We start from the raw sequence: 16,878 nt of genomic DNA, 5'->3' as shown, positions 1-16,878 counted from the left end.
AACGGATCATCACGTGAGCGAACACGATCAGGACGCCAGAGCCCGCAATCCGCGCGTGAAGGCTCCGCGCGCCTACACCTACGGTGCCAGGCGCCGGATCGAGGGCTTGCCCGCGTCGCTGCCCGAACCCGTGCGCGCCTATCTCGACATCCTGCCGGAGGGGCGGATCGTCGGGTTTCCCCTGGCGCCCCTCGATCGCACCGGCATCCCGGTCTGGTTCGTGTCCCTGTTCCTCGACGACCCGTTCTTCATCGGTGCCATGCCGAGCGGCATCGGCTACGGTGCCACGGACGACGAAGCCCTGATCGGCGCCGTGGCGGAGATCGCCGAAAATCTGATGCCGTCGCTGGCCGTCATGCCCCGCAAGAAGGAGCGCGGCAGCTACGACGACCTGGTGAAGGTGTTCGGCGCCGGCTCCGTCGCCGATCCGCTCACCCTGTGCCTGCCGGCCGGCAGCCCCATCGGCCGGGGCTCGGTGCTCGAATGGACCCCCGCCAGCCGCGCCCGCACGGGCGAGACCGTGCTGATGCCCCTCGACATCGCCGCGACGGACTATTTCGAGCTGTCGGAGGGCTACAAGCCCTTCACCAACCTCATCACCAACGGCCTCGGTGCCGGACCCGACACCGCGTTCGCCCTCGGTCACGGCCTCCTCGAACTCCTGCAGCGCGACGGCAACGGCCTGCTGTTCCGGGCCCTCGACCAGGGTGTGATGCTCGACCTGTCGGAGGGGCTCGGTCCCGAGACCCGGGGCATGCTCGACCGTCTGGAGGCCCTCGGCATCAAGGCCCTGCCGAAATTCGCCACCGACCAGTTCGGCCTCACCAACATCTACGTGGTCGGCCACGACACCAACCTCGCCGAGGCACCCGTGCCCATCGCCCTGTCGGCCTGCGGCGAGGCCTGCGACCCGGACCGCGAGCGCGCCCTGCGCAAGGCGCTGCTCGAGTTCCAGGCGGCGCGCGTGCGCAAGGCCTTCGGCCATGGCCCCCTGTCCTTCGCCGAGCGCGTCACCCCGCCGGGCTACGTCCAGGCCTTCATCGACAAGGCCCTGCCGAGCCTCGACCTCGAAGAGAGCCGGGCCCTGAAGGCCATGCTCGAATGGATCGTCCTGCCGCCCGAGGATCTGGCCGCGACCCTGCGCGACACGGTCTATTCCGAGCGCGGCACCAAGAAGTTTTCGGATCTGCCGACGACGGCCGCCCCCGACGGGCATGCCCGCGGCCGCATCGCCCGCGACCGCCTGGAAGACGCGGGCTTCGATGTCCTCTACGTCGATTGCGCCCCGCCCGGCGGCTCGGTCGGCGTGGTCAAGGCCATCGTGCCGGGCCTCGAGGTCGAGACCATGAGCTACCACCGCATCGGCGAGCGCAACACGCAAAAGCTCATCGAACGCGACCATCCGCTGATCCGGTTCGGAGACGCGAGCGAGACCCTGCGGCCCGTGCGCCTGACCCTCGAGGCCCTGGAGCGCTTCGGCGGGCAGCCCCTGTTCGACACGGCGCTGGCCGACCGGATCGTCGGGTCGCACTACCCCCTCTATCGCGAACCGGAATCGCACCACGCGCCGTTCCGCTTGGCCCAGCAGGGGACGGGCGAATGAGCCTGCGCTTTGCCTACAACACCAACGGCACCGCCAACCATCGCCTTGCCGACGCCGTCGATCTCATCGCCGAGGCCGGCTACCAGGGCGTCGCCCTCACCCTCGACATCCACCACCTCGACCCCTTCGCCGAGCATTGGGTGCAGGACGCGCAGGCCCTGTCGAGCCGGCTCCAGCGCCTCGGCCTCGGCGTGGTGATCGAGACCGGCGCCCGCTTCCTCCTCGACCCGAAGGCCAAGCACGAGCCGACCCTGGTGAGCAGCGATGCCGCCGGCCGTGCCCGCCGCGTCGGTTTCCTGAAGCGCGCCATCGAGATCGGGGACATCCTCCACGCCGAGGCGGTCTCGTTCTGGGCCGGCGTGCCGAAGCCCGGCATCGACCATGCGGAAGCCCGGCACTGGCTGAACGAGGGCCTCGTCGCGGTGACCGAGTACGCCCGCGCCAAGGGCGTGGTGCCGTGCCTGGAGCCCGAACCCGGCATGCTGATCGAGACCCTCGACGACTTCGCCGCCCTGTCCGTCGACGGATTGCACCTCGCCCTCGACACCGGCCACTGCCTCGTCACCGGCGAGCGCGATCCGGCCGTGGCGGTGGCCGAGTTCAAGGACCGCATCGGCACGGTGGCCATCGAGGACATGAAGCGCGGCGAGCACGTCCACCTGCCCTTCGGCGAGGGCGACATGGACATGCCGGGCGTCCTCGATGCCCTGGACGCCGTCGGCTTCCAGAAACTCGTCTGCGTCGAACTCTCCCGCGAGAGCCACAGGGCCGACGTGATGGTCCCGGCCTCCCTCCAATTCCTTCGCGATTGCCGCAAGCACAAGGCGGAGCCGGTGCATTGAGAATCTGCTTCGTCAGCCGGCGCTACTTCCCGGCCATCTCGGGCATGAGCGTCTACGCTCAGAACCTCCTGCGCGAACTCGTCGGCGCCGGCCACGACGTCACGATGATCAGCCAGTATCGCGGCGACGCCTTCGGCACCCGCGTCTACGGCGGCGGGCCGCCCCCGGCCGTGCCCGGCGTCCGTGTCATCGGCCTCGAACAGATCGGCGAGCAGACGGACGGTGATTTCGAGCGCGACATCGACACCATGGTGGCGACCATCCGGGCCGAGCACGCGAGGCAACCCTTCGACATCCTGCACGCGCAGTACGGTTACCCGACCGGCTGGGCGACGCTGCTGGTGGCCAAGGAGATCGGCGTGCCGACGGTGGTGTCGATCCAGGGCGGGGACGGCCACTGGGTCGGCTCGTGCTGCGAGACCCACCGCGTCGCCATGTGCGAGGTTCTGGCCCATGCCAACGCCCTCCTCATCGGCGGCGCGTCTTTTGTAGGCGAGGTCTGCGATCGCCTCGGCTCCGACCCGGACCGCTTCACCATCGTGCCGGGCGCCGTCGACACCGGCCGCTTCACGCCGGGACCCGGCGACCATGCCGGCCCCGTGCGCCTGTTCTACCACGGCCGCGTCGACCGCCGGAAAGGTGTGCTCGATTTCATCGACGCCCTCGGGCTCATGCGCGCGGGGGGCGTGCCGTTCGAAGCCGTCATTTCGGGGATCGGTCCGGACGTCGACTCGTCCAAGGCCCGCGCCGCCGAACTGAACTTTTCGGAGGCCGAGATCCGCTTCACCGGCTACGCCGATTACGACACCGTGCCGGACCTGTACCGCCAGGCCGACGTGTTCGTGTCGCCGACCTACGCCGAGGGGTTCTCCAACACCATCCTGGAGGCCATGGCGGCGGGTCTCGCCGTGGTCTCGACCCATTCGGTCGGCGTCTCCGATTGCCTGCGCGACGGCGAGAACGGCCTCATGGTTCAGCCCGGCGACGTGCCGGCCCTGGCGCAGGCCCTGACCCGCGTGATCGAGGACGACGGCTTGCGCGCCCGCCTCGCCCGCGACGGCCTCGAGGAATGCCGTCGGGTCTATTCCTGGGGGGCCGTGGGACGCCAGATCATGGAGGTCTATGCGGCCGTGGCGGATTCAAAGCCGGCGACGGAATTTTCTGGCGATCTGCCGCACGATCCGACCTGCCGTTTCCGCGCCGAGCCGCATTTGCTCTGATGCCGGCCGCCCTCGCCCTCTCGCCGCACCTCGACGACGCCGCCTTTTCCTGCGGCGGCACCCTCGCCCTCCTGGCGCGGGCGGGCTGGCGCGTCACCATGGCGACGCTGTTCACCGGCTCGGTGTCCGATCCGACCGGCTTCGCCCTGGCCTGCCAGACCGACAAGGGCCTCGGACCGGAGGTCGATTACATGGCCCTGCGCCGGGACGAGGACAGGGACGCCGCCCAGGCCCTCGGCATCGGTCCGCCGCGGCACCTGCCGTTCCGCGAGGCACCCCACCGGGGCTATGCCAGCGCACCTGAACTCTTCGCCGAGGTCAGGTCCGACGACGGCATCGTTCCCGATCTGACGCGGGCCCTGGCCGACCTCATCGCCGAGACGGCACCCGACCTGATCCTCGCGCCTCAGGCCGTCGGCGGCCATGTCGATCACATCCAGGCCGTGCGCGCCTTGCGGGACCTCGCGCCCGACACGCCTGTCCTGTGGTGGCGCGACTTCCCCTACACGGTTCGGGACGTCACGCCGCGCGAGCCCCTGCGCGACGGGTTCAGCGCGCTTCCCACGCTCGCCGTCGTCTTCGACGCCGAGGCACAGGCCGCCAAGCGTGCGGCCTGTGCGGCCTATGCGAGCCAGATCGGCTTCCAGTTCGGTGGGGCCGACAACCTCGCCGCGCAGCTGGCGCGGGAGGGCGGCGTCGAGCGCTTCCGCCGCGCCGGCGCCCTGCCGCCCGGTCTCGCGCGCCTCCTCGGCGATGCCGGATAGGCCAAAAAGCCTCGGCGACCCCGCCCGCCTCGCCGCGCGCCGCGCGCTCCTGGCGGGCGCGCATCTGGCGCCGATCCGCGCCCTGGCCCGCCGCATCGCGGCCGAGCGCGACGCGGCCGTGCCCGAGCCCGATCCCCTGGATGGCGGCGCCGACGCACGGCTCCTGCTGCTGCTGGAGACGCCGGGCCCCCGGGGCAGCGGTTTCGTCTCGCGCGACAACCCCACGGGCACGGCCGCCAACCTGTTCCGGTTCTTGTCCGAGGCCGGGATCGCGCGGGCCGACACCCTGATCTGGAACGCCGTCCCGTGGGTGATCCACGCGCCCGATGCCCTCAACCGCGCCCCCCGCCGTTCCGAGGTTGCCGCCGCGGCCCCTTATCTCGAACCTTTGATCGCCTGCCTGCCGCGCCTCGCCGTCGTGGTTCTCGCCGGCCGCGTCGCCGGCCTGAGCCGCCCCGCCCTCGCGACCCTGCGCCCCGGCGTGCCGGCGATCGCGGTGCCGCATCCGAGCCCGACCTACGTCTGCACATCGCCGAACGTCGCGATGCGCATACGCGACGGCTTCACTCAGGCGGCCACATTCCTCGCCTGACGATACCTCGACACCCCGCCCGGCCCACGGGCAAGATCGGCCCGTCGCTGGCAATTGCCGGCCGATGCCCCTAAATGCGGGCGACGGGCCGCGGTCCGGCACAAGCCCGGGACACCCATGCCGCCGTCGAGGTCGAGCGGGGCCGCCCGGCGGAGGCGGACGCCGACACGATGAACTTTGCGGGACAGCACAAGGACCTCGGCCGGGCCGAGGCGATCGACGCCGATGCGCCGACCGTCGCGCCGGGCGAGCCCGTGGCCGATCCCAAGCCGAAGCGCTCGATGAAGGGTCGCTACGCCTGGATCGGCACCATCGCCAGCATCGTGATCTTCGCCGTCTCCGTCTTCGTCCTGTGGCGGCTCGTCGAGACCGTCACCTGGGCCGAACTCCACGCCGCCTTCACGGCGGCGACGCCAGGACAGCTCGGCCTCGCCTTCCTGTTCGTGGCCGTCAGCTACCTGTTCCTCACCTGCTACGACGCCCTCGCGCTGCGCCAGCTCCAGATCACGGTGCCGTACCGGACCACGGCACTTGCCTCGTTCACGAGCTACGCCGTGAGCTTCACCCTCGGCTTCCCCCTTCTGACGGCGGGCACCATCCGCTACTGGATCTATTCCGGCCGGGGCCTGAGTGCGGCCAAGATCGCGGCCCTCACGGTGATTGCGGGCTTCACCTTCTGGCTCGGCATGGGGGTGGTGCTGGGGTTGAGCCTCATCGCCGAGGCCGGGCAGCTCGCCGGGCTCACCTTCACCAGCATCCGCCTCAACCAGGGCGTCGGCCTCGCCGCACTTCTCTCCGTGGTCGCCTACCTCGCCTGGGTCTCGCTCAAGCGCCGCAGCGTGCGCGTGAAGGGCTGGCGCCTCGAACTGCCGGGCGCTTCCGTGTCCCTCAGCCAGATGGTGGTGGGCATCGGCGACGTATGCGCCGCCGCCGCCACCCTCTACGTCCTGCTTCCGGCCGGGACCTCCATCGGCTTCACCACCTTCGTGGCGATCTACGTGCTGGCGGCCATGCTCGGCATCGCCTCGAACGCGCCGGGCGGCCTCGGGGTGTTCGAGGCGACGATCCTGCTGGCCCTCTCCAGCCTGCCCCGCGATCAGGTGCTGGGCTCCCTGCTGCTGTTCCGGGTCTGCTACTATCTCGTGCCGTTCGTCATCGCCCTGTTGATGTTGGGCGGTTACGAGGTCCTCAGGCGCGCCCGGCGCCGGGCCGAAGGGACGTAACGCCGCCGGAAGGATGGCGCTGGGGAGCAGTATGGCACGAGGTGCGCGTCGATCCGCCTGGACCGCCGCCGCGTGCGCGAGCGTCACCTTCGGCCTGGTCGCCTGGGCACGCGGCGCCCTCGACGCGCCGTGGATCGCGGCGTCGGTCGTCGCCCTCGTCGTCGGCGGCCTCGTCGGCAGCCTGTTCCGGACGCGCATCCAGGTGACGCCGGAGGCGGCGGCCCGGACCCGGCACTCCGTCGCCGAGGCGCTGCTGGCCAACATTCCCGATCCCGTGATCCTGGTCGACCGCCGCGCCGTGGTCATCGAGGTCAACCCGGCCGCGCGCGCCCTCCTACCGGCCCTGAAGCTGCGCCACCCGCTCTCGTTCGCCCTGCGCGCGCCCGACGTCCTCGACGGAATCGAGGAGGTGCTGCGCACGGGCGCCCCCCTGAAGACCCTCTACACCACCCGCGTGCCGACGGAGCGCGCCTTCGAGGTGCAGATCGGCGCCCTGCCCATGCCGGACGGTCCGGCGGGCGGACAGCCCAACGTCGTCCTGTTCCTGCGCGACCTCACCTCCGCCCGGCGCCTCGAGGCCATGCGGGTCGATTTCGTCGCCAATGCCAGCCACGAGCTGCGCACGCCGCTCGCGTCCCTCCTCGGGTTCATCGAGACCCTGCAGGGGCCGGCCCGCAACGACGCGCCGGCGCGCGAGCGCTTCCTGGCCATCATGAAGACTCAGGCGCATCGCATGACGCGCCTCATCGACGATCTCCTGTCCCTGTCCCGCATCGAACTGCGCGAGCACGTGGCCCCGACGAAGCCCGTGGATCTCGCCGGCATCGCCCGCCAGATGGTGAACACCCAGGAGCCCCTGGCCCGCGAGCGCGGCGTCGAACTGACCCTGGAGGCGGAAGGCGTCCACCGCCTGCCGGGCGAGCGCGACGAACTCCTGCGCGTGGTCGAGAACCTCGTCGAGAACGCGGTGAAGTACGGCGCCAGCGGCGGTCGGGTCGTGGTCTCCGTCGAGCGGGACGAGATGCCGCCGCGGCGCGCCCGCATCGTGCTGTCCGTGCGCGACGAGGGCCCCGGCATCGCGCCCGAGCACATTCCCCGCCTGACGGAGCGGTTCTACCGCGTCGACGTCGCCTCGAGCCGGGATCAGGGCGGCACGGGCCTCGGCCTCGCCATCGTCAAGCACATCGTCAACCGCCATCGCGGCCGCCTCGTCATCGAGAGCGCGCCGGGCGCCGGCACCACCGTGCGGGCGTTCTTTCCCGAATTCGTCGCCGAGGCCGGAACGGCGTCCGGTTCCGAGGCGGGTTAGCAACCCCACGACGCATCGCGGAGAACCGCGCACGGCGCGGGGCTGGCCTGTCGAACCCGTGGCGGCCCTTGACCTTCCCACCGTGGGAAGCCCCACATCGGGGGAATGACACCGTCTCCCGCTTCCCCCTCCCGCCGCCTCGACCTGCCCGTCACCGGCCTGTCCTGCGCGTCCTGCGTCGGCCGGGTCGAGCGTGCCCTGGCGGCCCTGCCGGGCGCCTCGGAGGTCGCCGTCAACCTCGCCACCGGCCGGGCGAGCCTGCACCTCGCCGGAGCCGACGCCGATGCGGCCGTGGCCGCCATCGTCCGAGCCGGCTACGCCGTCCCCGAGGCGACGACGGTGGTCGAGGTCGGCGGCCTGTCCTGCGCGTCCTGCGTCGGCCGGGCGGAGCGGGCCCTGGCCAGTGTCCCGGGCGTGACCGCGGCCTCCGTCAACCTCGCGACCGGCCGGGCCACCGTGCGTCACGCCGAGGGGGCGGTCGCCTTCGAGAACTTGGCGGAGGCCGTGCGCCGGGCCGGCTACGAGCCTGCGCCGGTGTCCGGCGGTGCCGCCCCCGAACGCGGCGAGCGCTGGGCGGCGGAGAGCGTCACCGTGCGGCGCGACCTCGTCGCCGCGTCCGTCCTGTCGGCCCCCATCGTGGTGATCGACATGGGCGGCCACCTCGTCCCCGGCCTCGCTGGCGTCGTCGGCGGAGCCGGGTTCGCCTGGGTCCAGGCCGCCCTGGCGACCCTGGTCCTGGCCGGTCCCGGTCGCCGGTTCTTCGGCCACGGCATCCCGGCCCTCGCGCGCGGCCGCCCCGACATGAACGCCCTCGTCGCCCTCGGGGCGGGGGCCGCCTACCTGTACTCCCTGGTCTCGGTCTTCGCGCCGGACCGGCTGCCGCCCGGTACCGCGCATCTCTATTTCGAGGCAGCGGTCCTCATCGTCACCCTCATCCTGCTCGGCCGCACCCTGGAGGCGCGGGCCAAGGGCCGCACGGGCGCCGCCATCGCGCGCCTCGTCGGATTGGCGCCGGCCACCGCCCGCGTGATCCGGAACGGCGCGGAAGTGTCCGTGGCTCAGGCGGAGCTGCGGCTCGGCGACGTGGTCCGCGTGCGGCCCGGCGAGCGCGTCGCCGCGGACGGCACCGTCGTCGCGGGGACGACCTACGTCGACGAGAGCATGGTGACGGGCGAGGCCGTACCGGTGTCCAAGGGCACCGGCGCCACGGTCATTGGCGGAACCCTCAACACCACCGGCAGCATCGACCTCGCCGTCGGCGCCGTCGGCGCCGAGACGGCCCTGGCGCGGATCGTCGCCATGGTCGAGGCGGCGCAGGGCGCCAAGCTGCCGATCCAGGGCCTAGTGGATCGAATCACCGCCTGGTTCGTCCCCGCCGTGATGGCGGCGTCCGCGCTCACCTTCCTCGCATGGCTCGTCCTTGGCCCGAGCCCGGCCCTGGGATTCGCCCTCGTCAACGCCATCGCGGTGCTGATCATCGCCTGCCCGTGCGCCATGGGACTGGCGACCCCGACCTCGATCATGGTCGGCACCGGTCGGGCGGCGGAACGCGGCGTGCTGTTCCGCAACGGCGCCGCCCTGCAGGCCCTGCGCGACGTCCGCACGGTCGCTCTCGACAAGACCGGTACACTGACGGAGGGCCGGCCGCGCCTGACCGACCTGCATCCGGCGCCGGGGTTCTCGGCCGACGAGGTCCTGGTCCTGGCGGCCGCCCTCGAATCGCGCTCCGAGCACCCCATCGCGCGGGCCATCGTGGCGGCGGCCGAGGCGCGGGGGCTCGGCCTCGGAGCGGTGACGGGGTTCGAGGCCGTTCCGGGGTTCGGGATCGCCGGCCGCGTCGGCGGACGTGCGGTGGCCGTGGGCGCCGCCCGCCACATGGCGCGTCTCGGTATCGCCACCGGGGACTTGGCCACCGGGGACTTGGCTACACGGGCGGCGTCCCTCGACGCGGAGGGGCGCAGCCCCCTCTACGTTGCCGTCGACGGGCGCCTCGCCGCCCTCCTCGCCGTGGCCGACCCGATCAAGCCCGGTGCCGTCGAAGCCGTGGCCGCGCTGAAGGCGCGCGGATTGACCGTCGCCATGGTGACGGGGGACGCGCGCGGCACCGCCGAGAGCGTGGCCCGGTCGCTGGGGATCGGGACGGTGTTCGCGGAGGTGCTGCCCGGCGGCAAGGTCGAGGCCGTGCGCGACTTGCGGGCGCGCCACGGCGCCGTCGCCTTCGTCGGCGACGGCATCAACGACGCGCCGGCCCTGGCCGAAGCCGAGGTCGGCATCGCCATCGGCACGGGCACGGACATCGCCGTCGAGAGCGCCGACGTGGTGCTGATGTCGGGCGCCCTGGAGGGCCTCGTCACGGCCCTCGGCCTGTCGCGGGCGGTGATGCGCAACATCCGCCAGAATCTGTTCTGGGCGTTTGCCTACAACGTCGCCCTGATCCCCGTGGCGGCGGGGGCCCTCCACGCGTTCGGCGGGCCGCTGCTGTCGCCGGTCCTGGCGGCCGGCGCCATGGCCCTGTCGAGCGTCTTCGTCCTCGCCAACGCCCTGCGCCTGCGCTGGGCAGGGGGGGAGTCGTGACCACTGCGCCCGTGACCATCGGCGAGGCGGCGCGCGTCACGGGCGTCTCGGCCAAGATGATCCGCTACTACGAGGAGACCGGCCTCGTCGCGCCCGCCGCCCGCACGCCGGGCGGCTACCGCCTCTACGGGCCCTCCGATCTCCATGCCCTGCGTTTCATTCGCCGGTCCCGCGACCTCGGCTTCTCCGTCGAGGACATCCGGACGCTCCTCGCCCTGTGGCGCGACCGCGGGCGGGCGAGCGCCGAGGTGAAGGCCGTGGCCCTGGAACATGTCGCGGACCTGCGCCGGCGCATCGCCGCCCTGGAGGGGATGACCCGCACGTTGAGCCGGCTCGCCGAGACCTGCGGTGGGAACGCGCACCCCGATTGTCCGATCCTGGACGATCTCGCGGGCGACGATCAGCCGACCGCCGCGAGTCCGAACCGCGGATTCAGGCTGGCGCGGCATTGACCCCGCGTGTGGCCCCTTGTTTGCTGGATCGACGCCCAACGACGCCCGTCCTGAGAGTTCTTAGCTCTCGAAAGTCAGTCCCATGCCCGTCCTCGACCGGATCGCAGCCCTGGCGCCGGAGATCACCGCCTGGCGCCACGATCTCCATGCCCATCCGGAACTGCAATACGACGTCCATCGCACCGCCGGTTTCGTCGCCGACAAGCTCAGGGCCTTCGGTTGCGACGAGGTCGTCACCGGCATCGGCCGCACCGGCGTCGTCGGGGTGATCCGGGGGCGGGCGCACGGCTCGAATCGGGCCATCGGTCTGCGTGCCGACATGGACGCCCTGCCGATCCAGGAAGTGCGCGACCTGCCCTACCGCTCGACGAACCCCGGGAAGATGCATGCCTGCGGCCACGATGGCCATACGGCGATGCTGCTCGGCGCGGCGCGCTATCTCACCGAGACCCGGGAGTTCGACGGCACGGCGGTGATGATCTTTCAGCCGGCGGAGGAGGGCGGCGGCGGCGGCGAGGCCATGGTTCGTGACGGGCTCATGGAGCGTTTCGGCATCGACACCGTCTACGGCCTGCACAACATTCCGGGCCTGGCCCTCGGACACTTCGCCATCCGGCCCGGCCCGATCATGGCCTCCACCGACCGCTTCACCATCACGGTGGAGGGCAAGGGCGGCCACGCCGCCCAGCCGCACGCCGCCATCGACAGCGTGCTGGTGGCGAGCCACATCGTCGTCGCCCTGCAATCCGTCGTCGCGCGCTCCGTCGATCCCCTCGACAGCGCCGTGGTTTCCGTCTGCACCCTGGAAGCCGGCGAGACCTTCAACGTGCTGCCGCAATGCGTCACCCTGCGCGGGACCATGCGGGCCCTGTCGAAGCCGGTGCGGACCCTGGTCCAGGGTCGGATCGAAGGGATCGTCGGCAACGTCGCCGCCGCCTTCGGCGCGCGCGGGACCATCGTGTTCGGCAGCGGCTATCCGGTGACCGAGAACCACCCGGTGGAGACGGACTTCATCGCCGACGTGGCCGCCGGGCTCGTCGGCGAGGCGCAGGTCGACCGCGCCGTGGCGCCGATGATGGCGGCGGAGGATTTCTCCTACATGCTCGCCCACCGCCCCGGCGCCTACATCTTCCTCGGCAACGGCGACAGCGCCGGCCTGCACCACCCGGACTACGACTTCTGCGATGCGGCGGCGCCCTATGGAGCGTCGCTCTGGGCCCGCGTCATCGAGACCGGGCTGCCCCTGCGCTAGGGCGCCCGGTTCGGGTTCGATCAGCCGCGCTGGGGGGTGGTGCCGCCGAGGTGGAACACCCGGTGCGGCACGAGTTCGCCGCGCTCGACATCGCCCACCGCCACGAGGATGCCGCCGCAGGTGGCGAAGGCCTTTCCCTCGACGGGGGCGTCGCGTCCGCGCAGGATCACCGGCTGGCCGCGCATGAGGCGAAGCGCCATGTCGCGCGAGACCGGCACGGACGGAACGGCATCGAGCGCCGTCTCGACGGGATGCAGGTGCGGGCCGTTCCCGTCGGGGCCGGCCTCTTCCAGGGTGGCGACGACGCAGGATTCGGCCTCGGCGAAGGGGCCGACGCGGGTGCGGCGCAGGGCCGAGACGTGGCCGTAGCAGCCGAGCATCCGCCCGAGGTCGCGGGCGAGCGCCCGGACATAGGTGCCCTTGCCGCACTGGGCCTCGATCACCGTGCGCTGGCCGTCATGCTCCACCACGGCGAGGTGGTCGATCTGGACGGGACGCGCCACGAGCACCACCTCCTCGCCGTCGCGGGCGAGGTCGTAGGCGCGCTCCCCGGCGATCTTGATGGCCGAGTAGCGCGGCGGCACCTGCTCGATGGCGCCGACGAAGTTCGGCAACGCGGCCTCCACGGCCCCGCGTTCGGGGCGCGCATCGCTGGTGGCGACGGGCCGCCCCTCGGCGTCGTCCGTGTCCGTCTCGATGCCCCAGGTCACCGTGAAGACGTAGGCCTTGCGGCCGTCCATCACGAACGGCACCGTCTTGGTCGCCTCGCCGAGGGCGATGGGAAGAATCCCCGATGCCAGGGGGTCGAGGGTCCCGGCATGGCCCGCCTTCTTGGCGTTGAAGGCCCGCTTTACCACGGCCACCGCATGGGTCGAGGTCATGCCGACGCCCTTGTCGAGGATCACCCAGCCATTGACGTCGCGGCGCTTGGGCCGGTCGGGGCGCGGACCGCCGCGCGGCGGGCGACGACCTTCGGCGGGACGGGTGTCCGCGGCCGTGTCGTCCACACCTTGGGACGCCGGGGCGACCTCATCGGGGGATTCGATGATCGTGTCGTTGGTCATGCTGTCCTCGGTCGAGGGACGGGGCGCGCGCGGGCCAGGGCCGTCCGGTCTTGGTATCTGGAAAAGATGGCACGGGAAGGCCCGGCGTTCCTCGGGGACGCCCGGCATTCCGCCTGGCGGGGACGGCGAAGGGGCCTCAGGCCGCCTCGGGGTCCGAATCGTCCCCGTCGGACTTCTGCGATTCGAGGTCGCGCCGGACCTTGTCGGTGCGCAGGATGGCGTCGATCCGGTCGGCCTCGTCGAAGGTCTCGTCGCGCAGGAAGCGCAGGTCGGGCGCGAACTTGAGGTTCACCCGGCGGGCGACTTCCTGGCGCAACGCCTTCTTGTTGCGCTCCAGGGCGGCGATCACCGGCGCCTCGTTCTGGCCGCCGAGCGGCATGATGTAGGCCGTGGCGAGCTTGAGGTCCGTCGACATGCGGACCTCCGGCACGGTGATGACGTGCGCGCTCAGCACCGGGTCCTGGATATCGCCGCGCTGCAGCACCTCCGCGATGGCGTGGCGGATGAGCTCGGCCACCCGCTGCTGGCGCTGCGTCGGTCCGGTCGGGGTCTGTCTCTGGGCCATGAACGGTTCTGATCGTCTTGTCGAAACGGCCGGATGGCGGCCGGACCCGGGTCGGCCGACCGCTTGACGGCGGGGCATCGCGGGGTGGCCGCCAGCGGAGCGTCGCTGATACGGAGCATCGGTGCGCCGCCGTATGGATACGGAAGCCGGGCAGACCGAAGCGGGTGTCGAAGGCGCTGTCTTAACGCAAATACTCGTTCTGGATATAGGCCTGTTGCGCACGTTTCGCCGTGGCCGGAGTGCGGGCCGGGTGATCGTGGATGTGCGCGGCGAACATCCGGTCGATCCACTGGGCGTTCTTGAAGATGCGCTTCGAGCGCAGGAGGTTGAACGGTGCGATCTTGCGCAGCGGGTGTGCGGCGTTGAACTCGGCCACCGCCAGGAGTTCGCCGTTCCACGGGTTGCAGCCGTCCATGGCGACGTCGTCGAGGTAGACGGGGACGATGGGCAGGTACTGGTCGGGCGCGCCGTCGAGGATCGGCAGGGTCCGGACGGTGGACGAGTAATAGTCCACGTCCACGGCGACGAAGCCGATGGGGGCGTCCGGTCCCACGCTCGCGATATAGCCCGGGATCGTTTCGGAAACGTCGCCGATGAGAAGGCGGCATCGCGCCGGCAGGGAGCGGCGTAGGGCCTCGAAATCCATCGGATAATCGCCCTCCTGGAAATACTCGGGCAGGTCGCGGTGGTCCACGGCCGGGGGCATGCCGGTGCCGGTGTCGAAGCCGACGACGTCGATGGCGACGCCGGTGGCGGCTTCCGTGTGCGCGGCGAGCTCGCACATGTTGAGGAGGCCGGCCCCCGTGGCGACGCCGAACTCGAGGACGGCGATCCGCTTGAGACCGAGCTTCCGTGCGGATTCCGCGGCGAACAGGATCGGGTAGGCGTATTGCTGGCGCACCACGAGGTCGAAGGCGACCTTCGCCGGGTAGCTGCCGAACAGGGCGACGCCCGCCGAGATGACGTTGAGGTGCAGGGGCTCGGTCAGCCGCTCGACGAAGATCTTCCGGTACTTTCCGTCTTTCAGCGCCCGCCGCAGGGCGTAGGATTGCAGCATCGAAGGCTCCGCCGAACCCGGGGGTGGTTCGCTCTTTCGCACATTAGCCCAGCACGGGATGTCCGTCCGTCCGGCAAGCTTCCGAAACCGGGGAAACTCTCCCTTAATCTTAATCGCCGCGTCCAACGAAAAAGGGCCGCAACGCGAGGCTGCGGCCCTTGATCAAACCGTGTGCGTCGCCGCTCCTCAGAGCGTGCGGCGGATTTCCTCGACCCGGTAACACTCGATGGTGTCGCCGGCCCGCATGTCCTGGAAGTTCTCGAAGGACATGCCGCACTCGTAGCCGGAGATGACCTCCTTGGCGTCGTCCTTGAGGCGCTTGAGCTGCGAGAGCTTGCCCTCGTGGATGACCACGCTGTCGCGGATGAGGCGAACGTGGGCGCCGCGCTGGACGACACCGTCGGTGACGCGGCAACCGGCGATCTTGCCGACCTTCGACACGTCGAAGATCTGCAGGATCTGGGCTTCGCCGAGGCGCTCCTCGCGGAGCGTCGGCGGCAGCATGCCCGACAGGGTCGCTTTGATGTCGTCCACGAGGTCGTAGATGATGTTGTAGTAGCGGATCTCGACGCCCTTGTTCTCGGCCGACTCGCGCGCTTCCTTGTGGGCCCGCACGTTGAAGCCGATGACGACGGCCTTGGAGGCCTCCGCCAGGGTGATGTCCGACTCGGTGATGCCGCCCACGCCTGCGAGCAGGATGCGCGCCGACACCTCGTCGTTGCCGAGCTTCTCCAGGGCGCCGTTGATGGCCTCCACCGAACCCTGCACGTCGCCCTTGACGACGAGTGCCAGTTCCTTGCGGCCGGCGCCTTCCTTGAGGTCGCGCATCATGTCGACGAGCGAACGGTTGGCTCCACCCGTGCGGGCGGCGATGCGCTCGCGCTTCTGACGGGCACGATACTCCGTGACCTCGCGGGCACGGGCCTCGTTCGGCACCACCGCGACGCGGTCGCCCGCATCCGGCGTGCCGTTGAAGCCGAGCACCTCCACCGGGACCGAAGGCCCGGCGTAGGGAACGTTCTCGCCCTTGTCGTCGATGAGGGCGCGGACGCGGCCCCACTCGGCGCCGGCCACCACGATGTCGCCGGTGAACAGGGTGCCGCGCTGGACGAGCACGGTGGCGACGGGGCCGCGACCGCGATCGAGCTTGGCTTCGATGACCGTGCCCTCGCCGTCGCGCGCCTCGTTGGCACGCAGGTTCAGGATTTCGGCCTGGAGCTGCAGGCCCTCGAGAAGGTCCGGTAGACCGTCGCCGGTCTTGGCCGAAACCTCGAACTCGAGGGTCTCGCCGCCCATGGACTCCACCTGGATGTCGTGCTGCAGCAGTTCGGTGCGGACCCGCTGCGGGTTCGCGTCGGGCTTGTCGATCTTGTTGATCGCCACGATGAGCGGCACGCCGGCCGCCTTGGCGTGGGAGATCGCCTCCACCGTCTGGGGCATGACGCCGTCATCGGCCGCCACCACGAGCACGACGACGTCCGTCACCTTGGCGCCACGGGCACGCATGGAGGTGAAGGCCGCGTGGCCGGGGGTGTCGATGAAGGTGACCATGTCGCCCGAAGGCGTGGCCACCTGATAGGCGCCGATGTGCTGGGTGATGCCGCCGGCCTCGCCCGAGACCACCGTGGTCTTGCGGATGGCGTCGAGCAGCGAGGTCTTGCCGTGATCGACGTGACCCATGATGGTGACGACGGGGGGACGGGGATCGAGATCCTCCTCCAGGTCCGGCTCGTCGCTGAACAGGCCTTCCTCGACGTCCGACTCCGCGACGCGGCGCACGGTGTGGCCGAGTTCCTCGGCGATGAGCTGCGCGGAATCCGAATCGATCACATCGGTGATCTTGTGGATCTCGCCTTGCTTCATGAGCAGCCGGATCACGTCCACCGCCCGCTCCGACATGCGGTTGGCGAGTTCCTGGATCGTGATCGTCTCCGGGATCGTCACCTCACGCGAGAGCTTCTCTTTCTGCTCGACGTGACGGTTGCCGCTCATGCGCTGCTGGCGACGGCGGAACGAGGCGACGGAGCGCGTGCGCTCGTCCTCGCCCGAGGTCGCCGTGGCGATGGTGAGGCGTCCACGGTTGCGGTCGCCGCCCGGCTGCTTCGGGGTCTTGGGCGGCGTGATGATCTTGAGCGGCATGCCGGGGCGGCGGATCACGCGCTTCTGCTCGTTCTCCTCCTCGGCGGCCTGGGGACGGCCCGGTGTGCGGGCCGTGGTGGCGGTACCGGCCGGACGTGCGGCGGTGGCCGTCGTCGGCGTGGTCGGCTCCGGCTCGGGGGCCGGGGCGGGGCGCGCCATGAAGTTGAGATCGCGCGGCTTGCGAACGTCGGCCGTGATCGTCTTGCGCGGCTCCGAAGAGGC

At 71.1% G+C, this 16,878-nt stretch carries 14 protein-coding genes; 10 read left to right on the top strand and 4 right to left on the bottom strand.

From position 1 onward, the window contains the following. The first annotated feature begins 13 nt into the window (after nt 1-13). The 10 genes from FV218_RS11160 to FV218_RS11115 all read left to right on the top strand — a co-directional run bounded on the left by FV218_RS11160 (nt 14) and on the right by FV218_RS11115 (nt 11,831). Complete coding sequence (locus FV218_RS11160; RefSeq protein ID WP_147709763.1) at nt 14-1,603, top strand: YcaO-like family protein; 1,590 nt, start codon at nt 14-16, stop codon at nt 1,601-1,603. Then, nucleotides 1,600-2,445, top strand: coding sequence for a sugar phosphate isomerase/epimerase family protein (locus FV218_RS11155; RefSeq protein ID WP_147709762.1), 846 nt, complete (start codon nt 1,600-1,602; stop codon nt 2,443-2,445). Before FV218_RS11160 ends, FV218_RS11155 begins: the two co-directional genes overlap by 4 nt. Further along, nucleotides 2,442-3,665 (top strand): glycosyltransferase family 4 protein, encoded by a 1,224-nt coding sequence (locus tag FV218_RS11150; protein ID WP_147709761.1) that lies wholly within the window; start codon nt 2,442-2,444, stop codon nt 3,663-3,665. The genes FV218_RS11155 and FV218_RS11150 overlap by 4 nt, the downstream gene beginning before the upstream one ends. Next, nucleotides 3,665-4,429 (top strand): PIG-L family deacetylase, encoded by a 765-nt coding sequence (locus FV218_RS11145; RefSeq protein ID WP_187273026.1) that lies wholly within the window; start codon nt 3,665-3,667, stop codon nt 4,427-4,429. The genes FV218_RS11150 and FV218_RS11145 overlap by 1 nt, the downstream gene beginning before the upstream one ends. Beyond that, entirely contained in the window at nt 4,419-5,021 is a 603-nt protein-coding gene (locus tag FV218_RS11140; RefSeq protein ID WP_147709760.1) for a uracil-DNA glycosylase, read from the top strand. Before FV218_RS11145 ends, FV218_RS11140 begins: the two co-directional genes overlap by 11 nt. 170 nt (nt 5,022-5,191) lie before the next feature. Then, nucleotides 5,192-6,244 (top strand): lysylphosphatidylglycerol synthase domain-containing protein, encoded by a 1,053-nt coding sequence (locus FV218_RS11135; protein ID WP_147709779.1) that lies wholly within the window; start codon nt 5,192-5,194, stop codon nt 6,242-6,244. Between the two features lie 31 nt (nt 6,245-6,275). Then, the gene (locus tag FV218_RS11130) at nt 6,276-7,553 is read left to right on the top strand and encodes an ATP-binding protein (RefSeq protein WP_147709759.1); all 1,278 of its coding nucleotides are present in this window, start codon (nt 6,276-6,278) and stop codon (nt 7,551-7,553) included. Nucleotides 7,554-7,658: 105 nt separating this feature from the next. After that, nucleotides 7,659-10,127 (top strand): heavy metal translocating P-type ATPase, encoded by a 2,469-nt coding sequence (locus FV218_RS11125; RefSeq protein ID WP_147709758.1) that lies wholly within the window; start codon nt 7,659-7,661, stop codon nt 10,125-10,127. Continuing rightward, nucleotides 10,124-10,579, top strand: a complete 456-nt coding sequence (gene cueR / locus FV218_RS11120; RefSeq protein ID WP_147709757.1) for a Cu(I)-responsive transcriptional regulator — start codon at nt 10,124-10,126, stop codon at nt 10,577-10,579. Before FV218_RS11125 ends, cueR begins: the two co-directional genes overlap by 4 nt. Nucleotides 10,580-10,661: 82 nt before the next feature. Then, nucleotides 10,662-11,831 (top strand): M20 aminoacylase family protein, encoded by a 1,170-nt coding sequence (locus tag FV218_RS11115; RefSeq protein WP_147709756.1) that lies wholly within the window; start codon nt 10,662-10,664, stop codon nt 11,829-11,831. A gap of 20 nt (nt 11,832-11,851) precedes the next feature. On the opposite strand, the gene truB is transcribed toward FV218_RS11115, so the two are convergent. The 4 genes from truB to infB all read right to left on the bottom strand — a co-directional run. Further along, on the bottom strand, nt 11,852-12,895 hold the full coding sequence (gene truB, locus FV218_RS11110; RefSeq protein WP_246685075.1) for a tRNA pseudouridine(55) synthase TruB: 1,044 nt from the start codon (nt 12,893-12,895) through the stop codon (nt 11,852-11,854). Nucleotides 12,896-13,031: 136 nt separating this feature from the next. Then, nucleotides 13,032-13,460 (bottom strand): 30S ribosome-binding factor RbfA, encoded by a 429-nt coding sequence (rbfA, locus tag FV218_RS11105; protein ID WP_056086901.1) that lies wholly within the window; start codon nt 13,458-13,460, stop codon nt 13,032-13,034. A 181-nt stretch (nt 13,461-13,641) separates the two neighbouring features. Beyond that, complete coding sequence (locus tag FV218_RS11100; RefSeq protein ID WP_147709755.1) at nt 13,642-14,517, bottom strand: hypothetical protein; 876 nt, start codon at nt 14,515-14,517, stop codon at nt 13,642-13,644. A 186-nt stretch (nt 14,518-14,703) separates the two neighbouring features. Beyond that, nucleotides 14,704-16,878 (bottom strand): translation initiation factor IF-2 (gene infB, locus FV218_RS11095; RefSeq protein WP_147709754.1); only part of this gene is annotated, 2,175 nt, incomplete at its 5' end.

The sequence above is a fragment of the Methylobacterium sp. WL69 genome, from assembly GCF_008039485.1.
Lineage (GTDB): Bacteria > Pseudomonadota > Alphaproteobacteria > Rhizobiales > Beijerinckiaceae > Methylobacterium.
Note: the sequence above shows the minus strand (reverse complement) of the source record. Positions and strands in the feature narration are given on the sequence as shown.

Excerpts from the sequence above, each read along its gene's own strand:
- FV218_RS11155 (WP_147709762.1), top strand. The coding sequence starts at position 1,600 with ATGAGCCTGCGCTTTGCCTACAACACCAACGGCACCGCCAACCATCGC.
- FV218_RS11145 (WP_187273026.1), top strand. The coding sequence starts at position 3,665 with ATGCCGGCCGCCCTCGCCCTCTCGCCGCACCTCGACGACGCCGCCTTT.
- FV218_RS11140 (WP_147709760.1), top strand. The coding sequence starts at position 4,419 with ATGCCGGATAGGCCAAAAAGCCTCGGCGACCCCGCCCGCCTCGCCGCG.
- FV218_RS11135 (WP_147709779.1), top strand. The coding sequence starts at position 5,192 with ATGAACTTTGCGGGACAGCACAAGGACCTCGGCCGGGCCGAGGCGATC.
- FV218_RS11130 (WP_147709759.1), top strand. The coding sequence starts at position 6,276 with ATGGCACGAGGTGCGCGTCGATCCGCCTGGACCGCCGCCGCGTGCGCG.
- FV218_RS11125 (WP_147709758.1), top strand. The coding sequence starts at position 7,659 with ATGACACCGTCTCCCGCTTCCCCCTCCCGCCGCCTCGACCTGCCCGTC.
- FV218_RS11115 (WP_147709756.1), top strand. The coding sequence starts at position 10,662 with ATGCCCGTCCTCGACCGGATCGCAGCCCTGGCGCCGGAGATCACCGCC.
- truB (WP_246685075.1), bottom strand. The coding sequence starts at position 12,895 with ATGACCAACGACACGATCATCGAATCCCCCGATGAGGTCGCCCCGGCG.
- rbfA (WP_056086901.1), bottom strand. The coding sequence starts at position 13,460 with ATGGCCCAGAGACAGACCCCGACCGGACCGACGCAGCGCCAGCAGCGG.
- FV218_RS11100 (WP_147709755.1), bottom strand. The coding sequence starts at position 14,517 with ATGCTGCAATCCTACGCCCTGCGGCGGGCGCTGAAAGACGGAAAGTAC.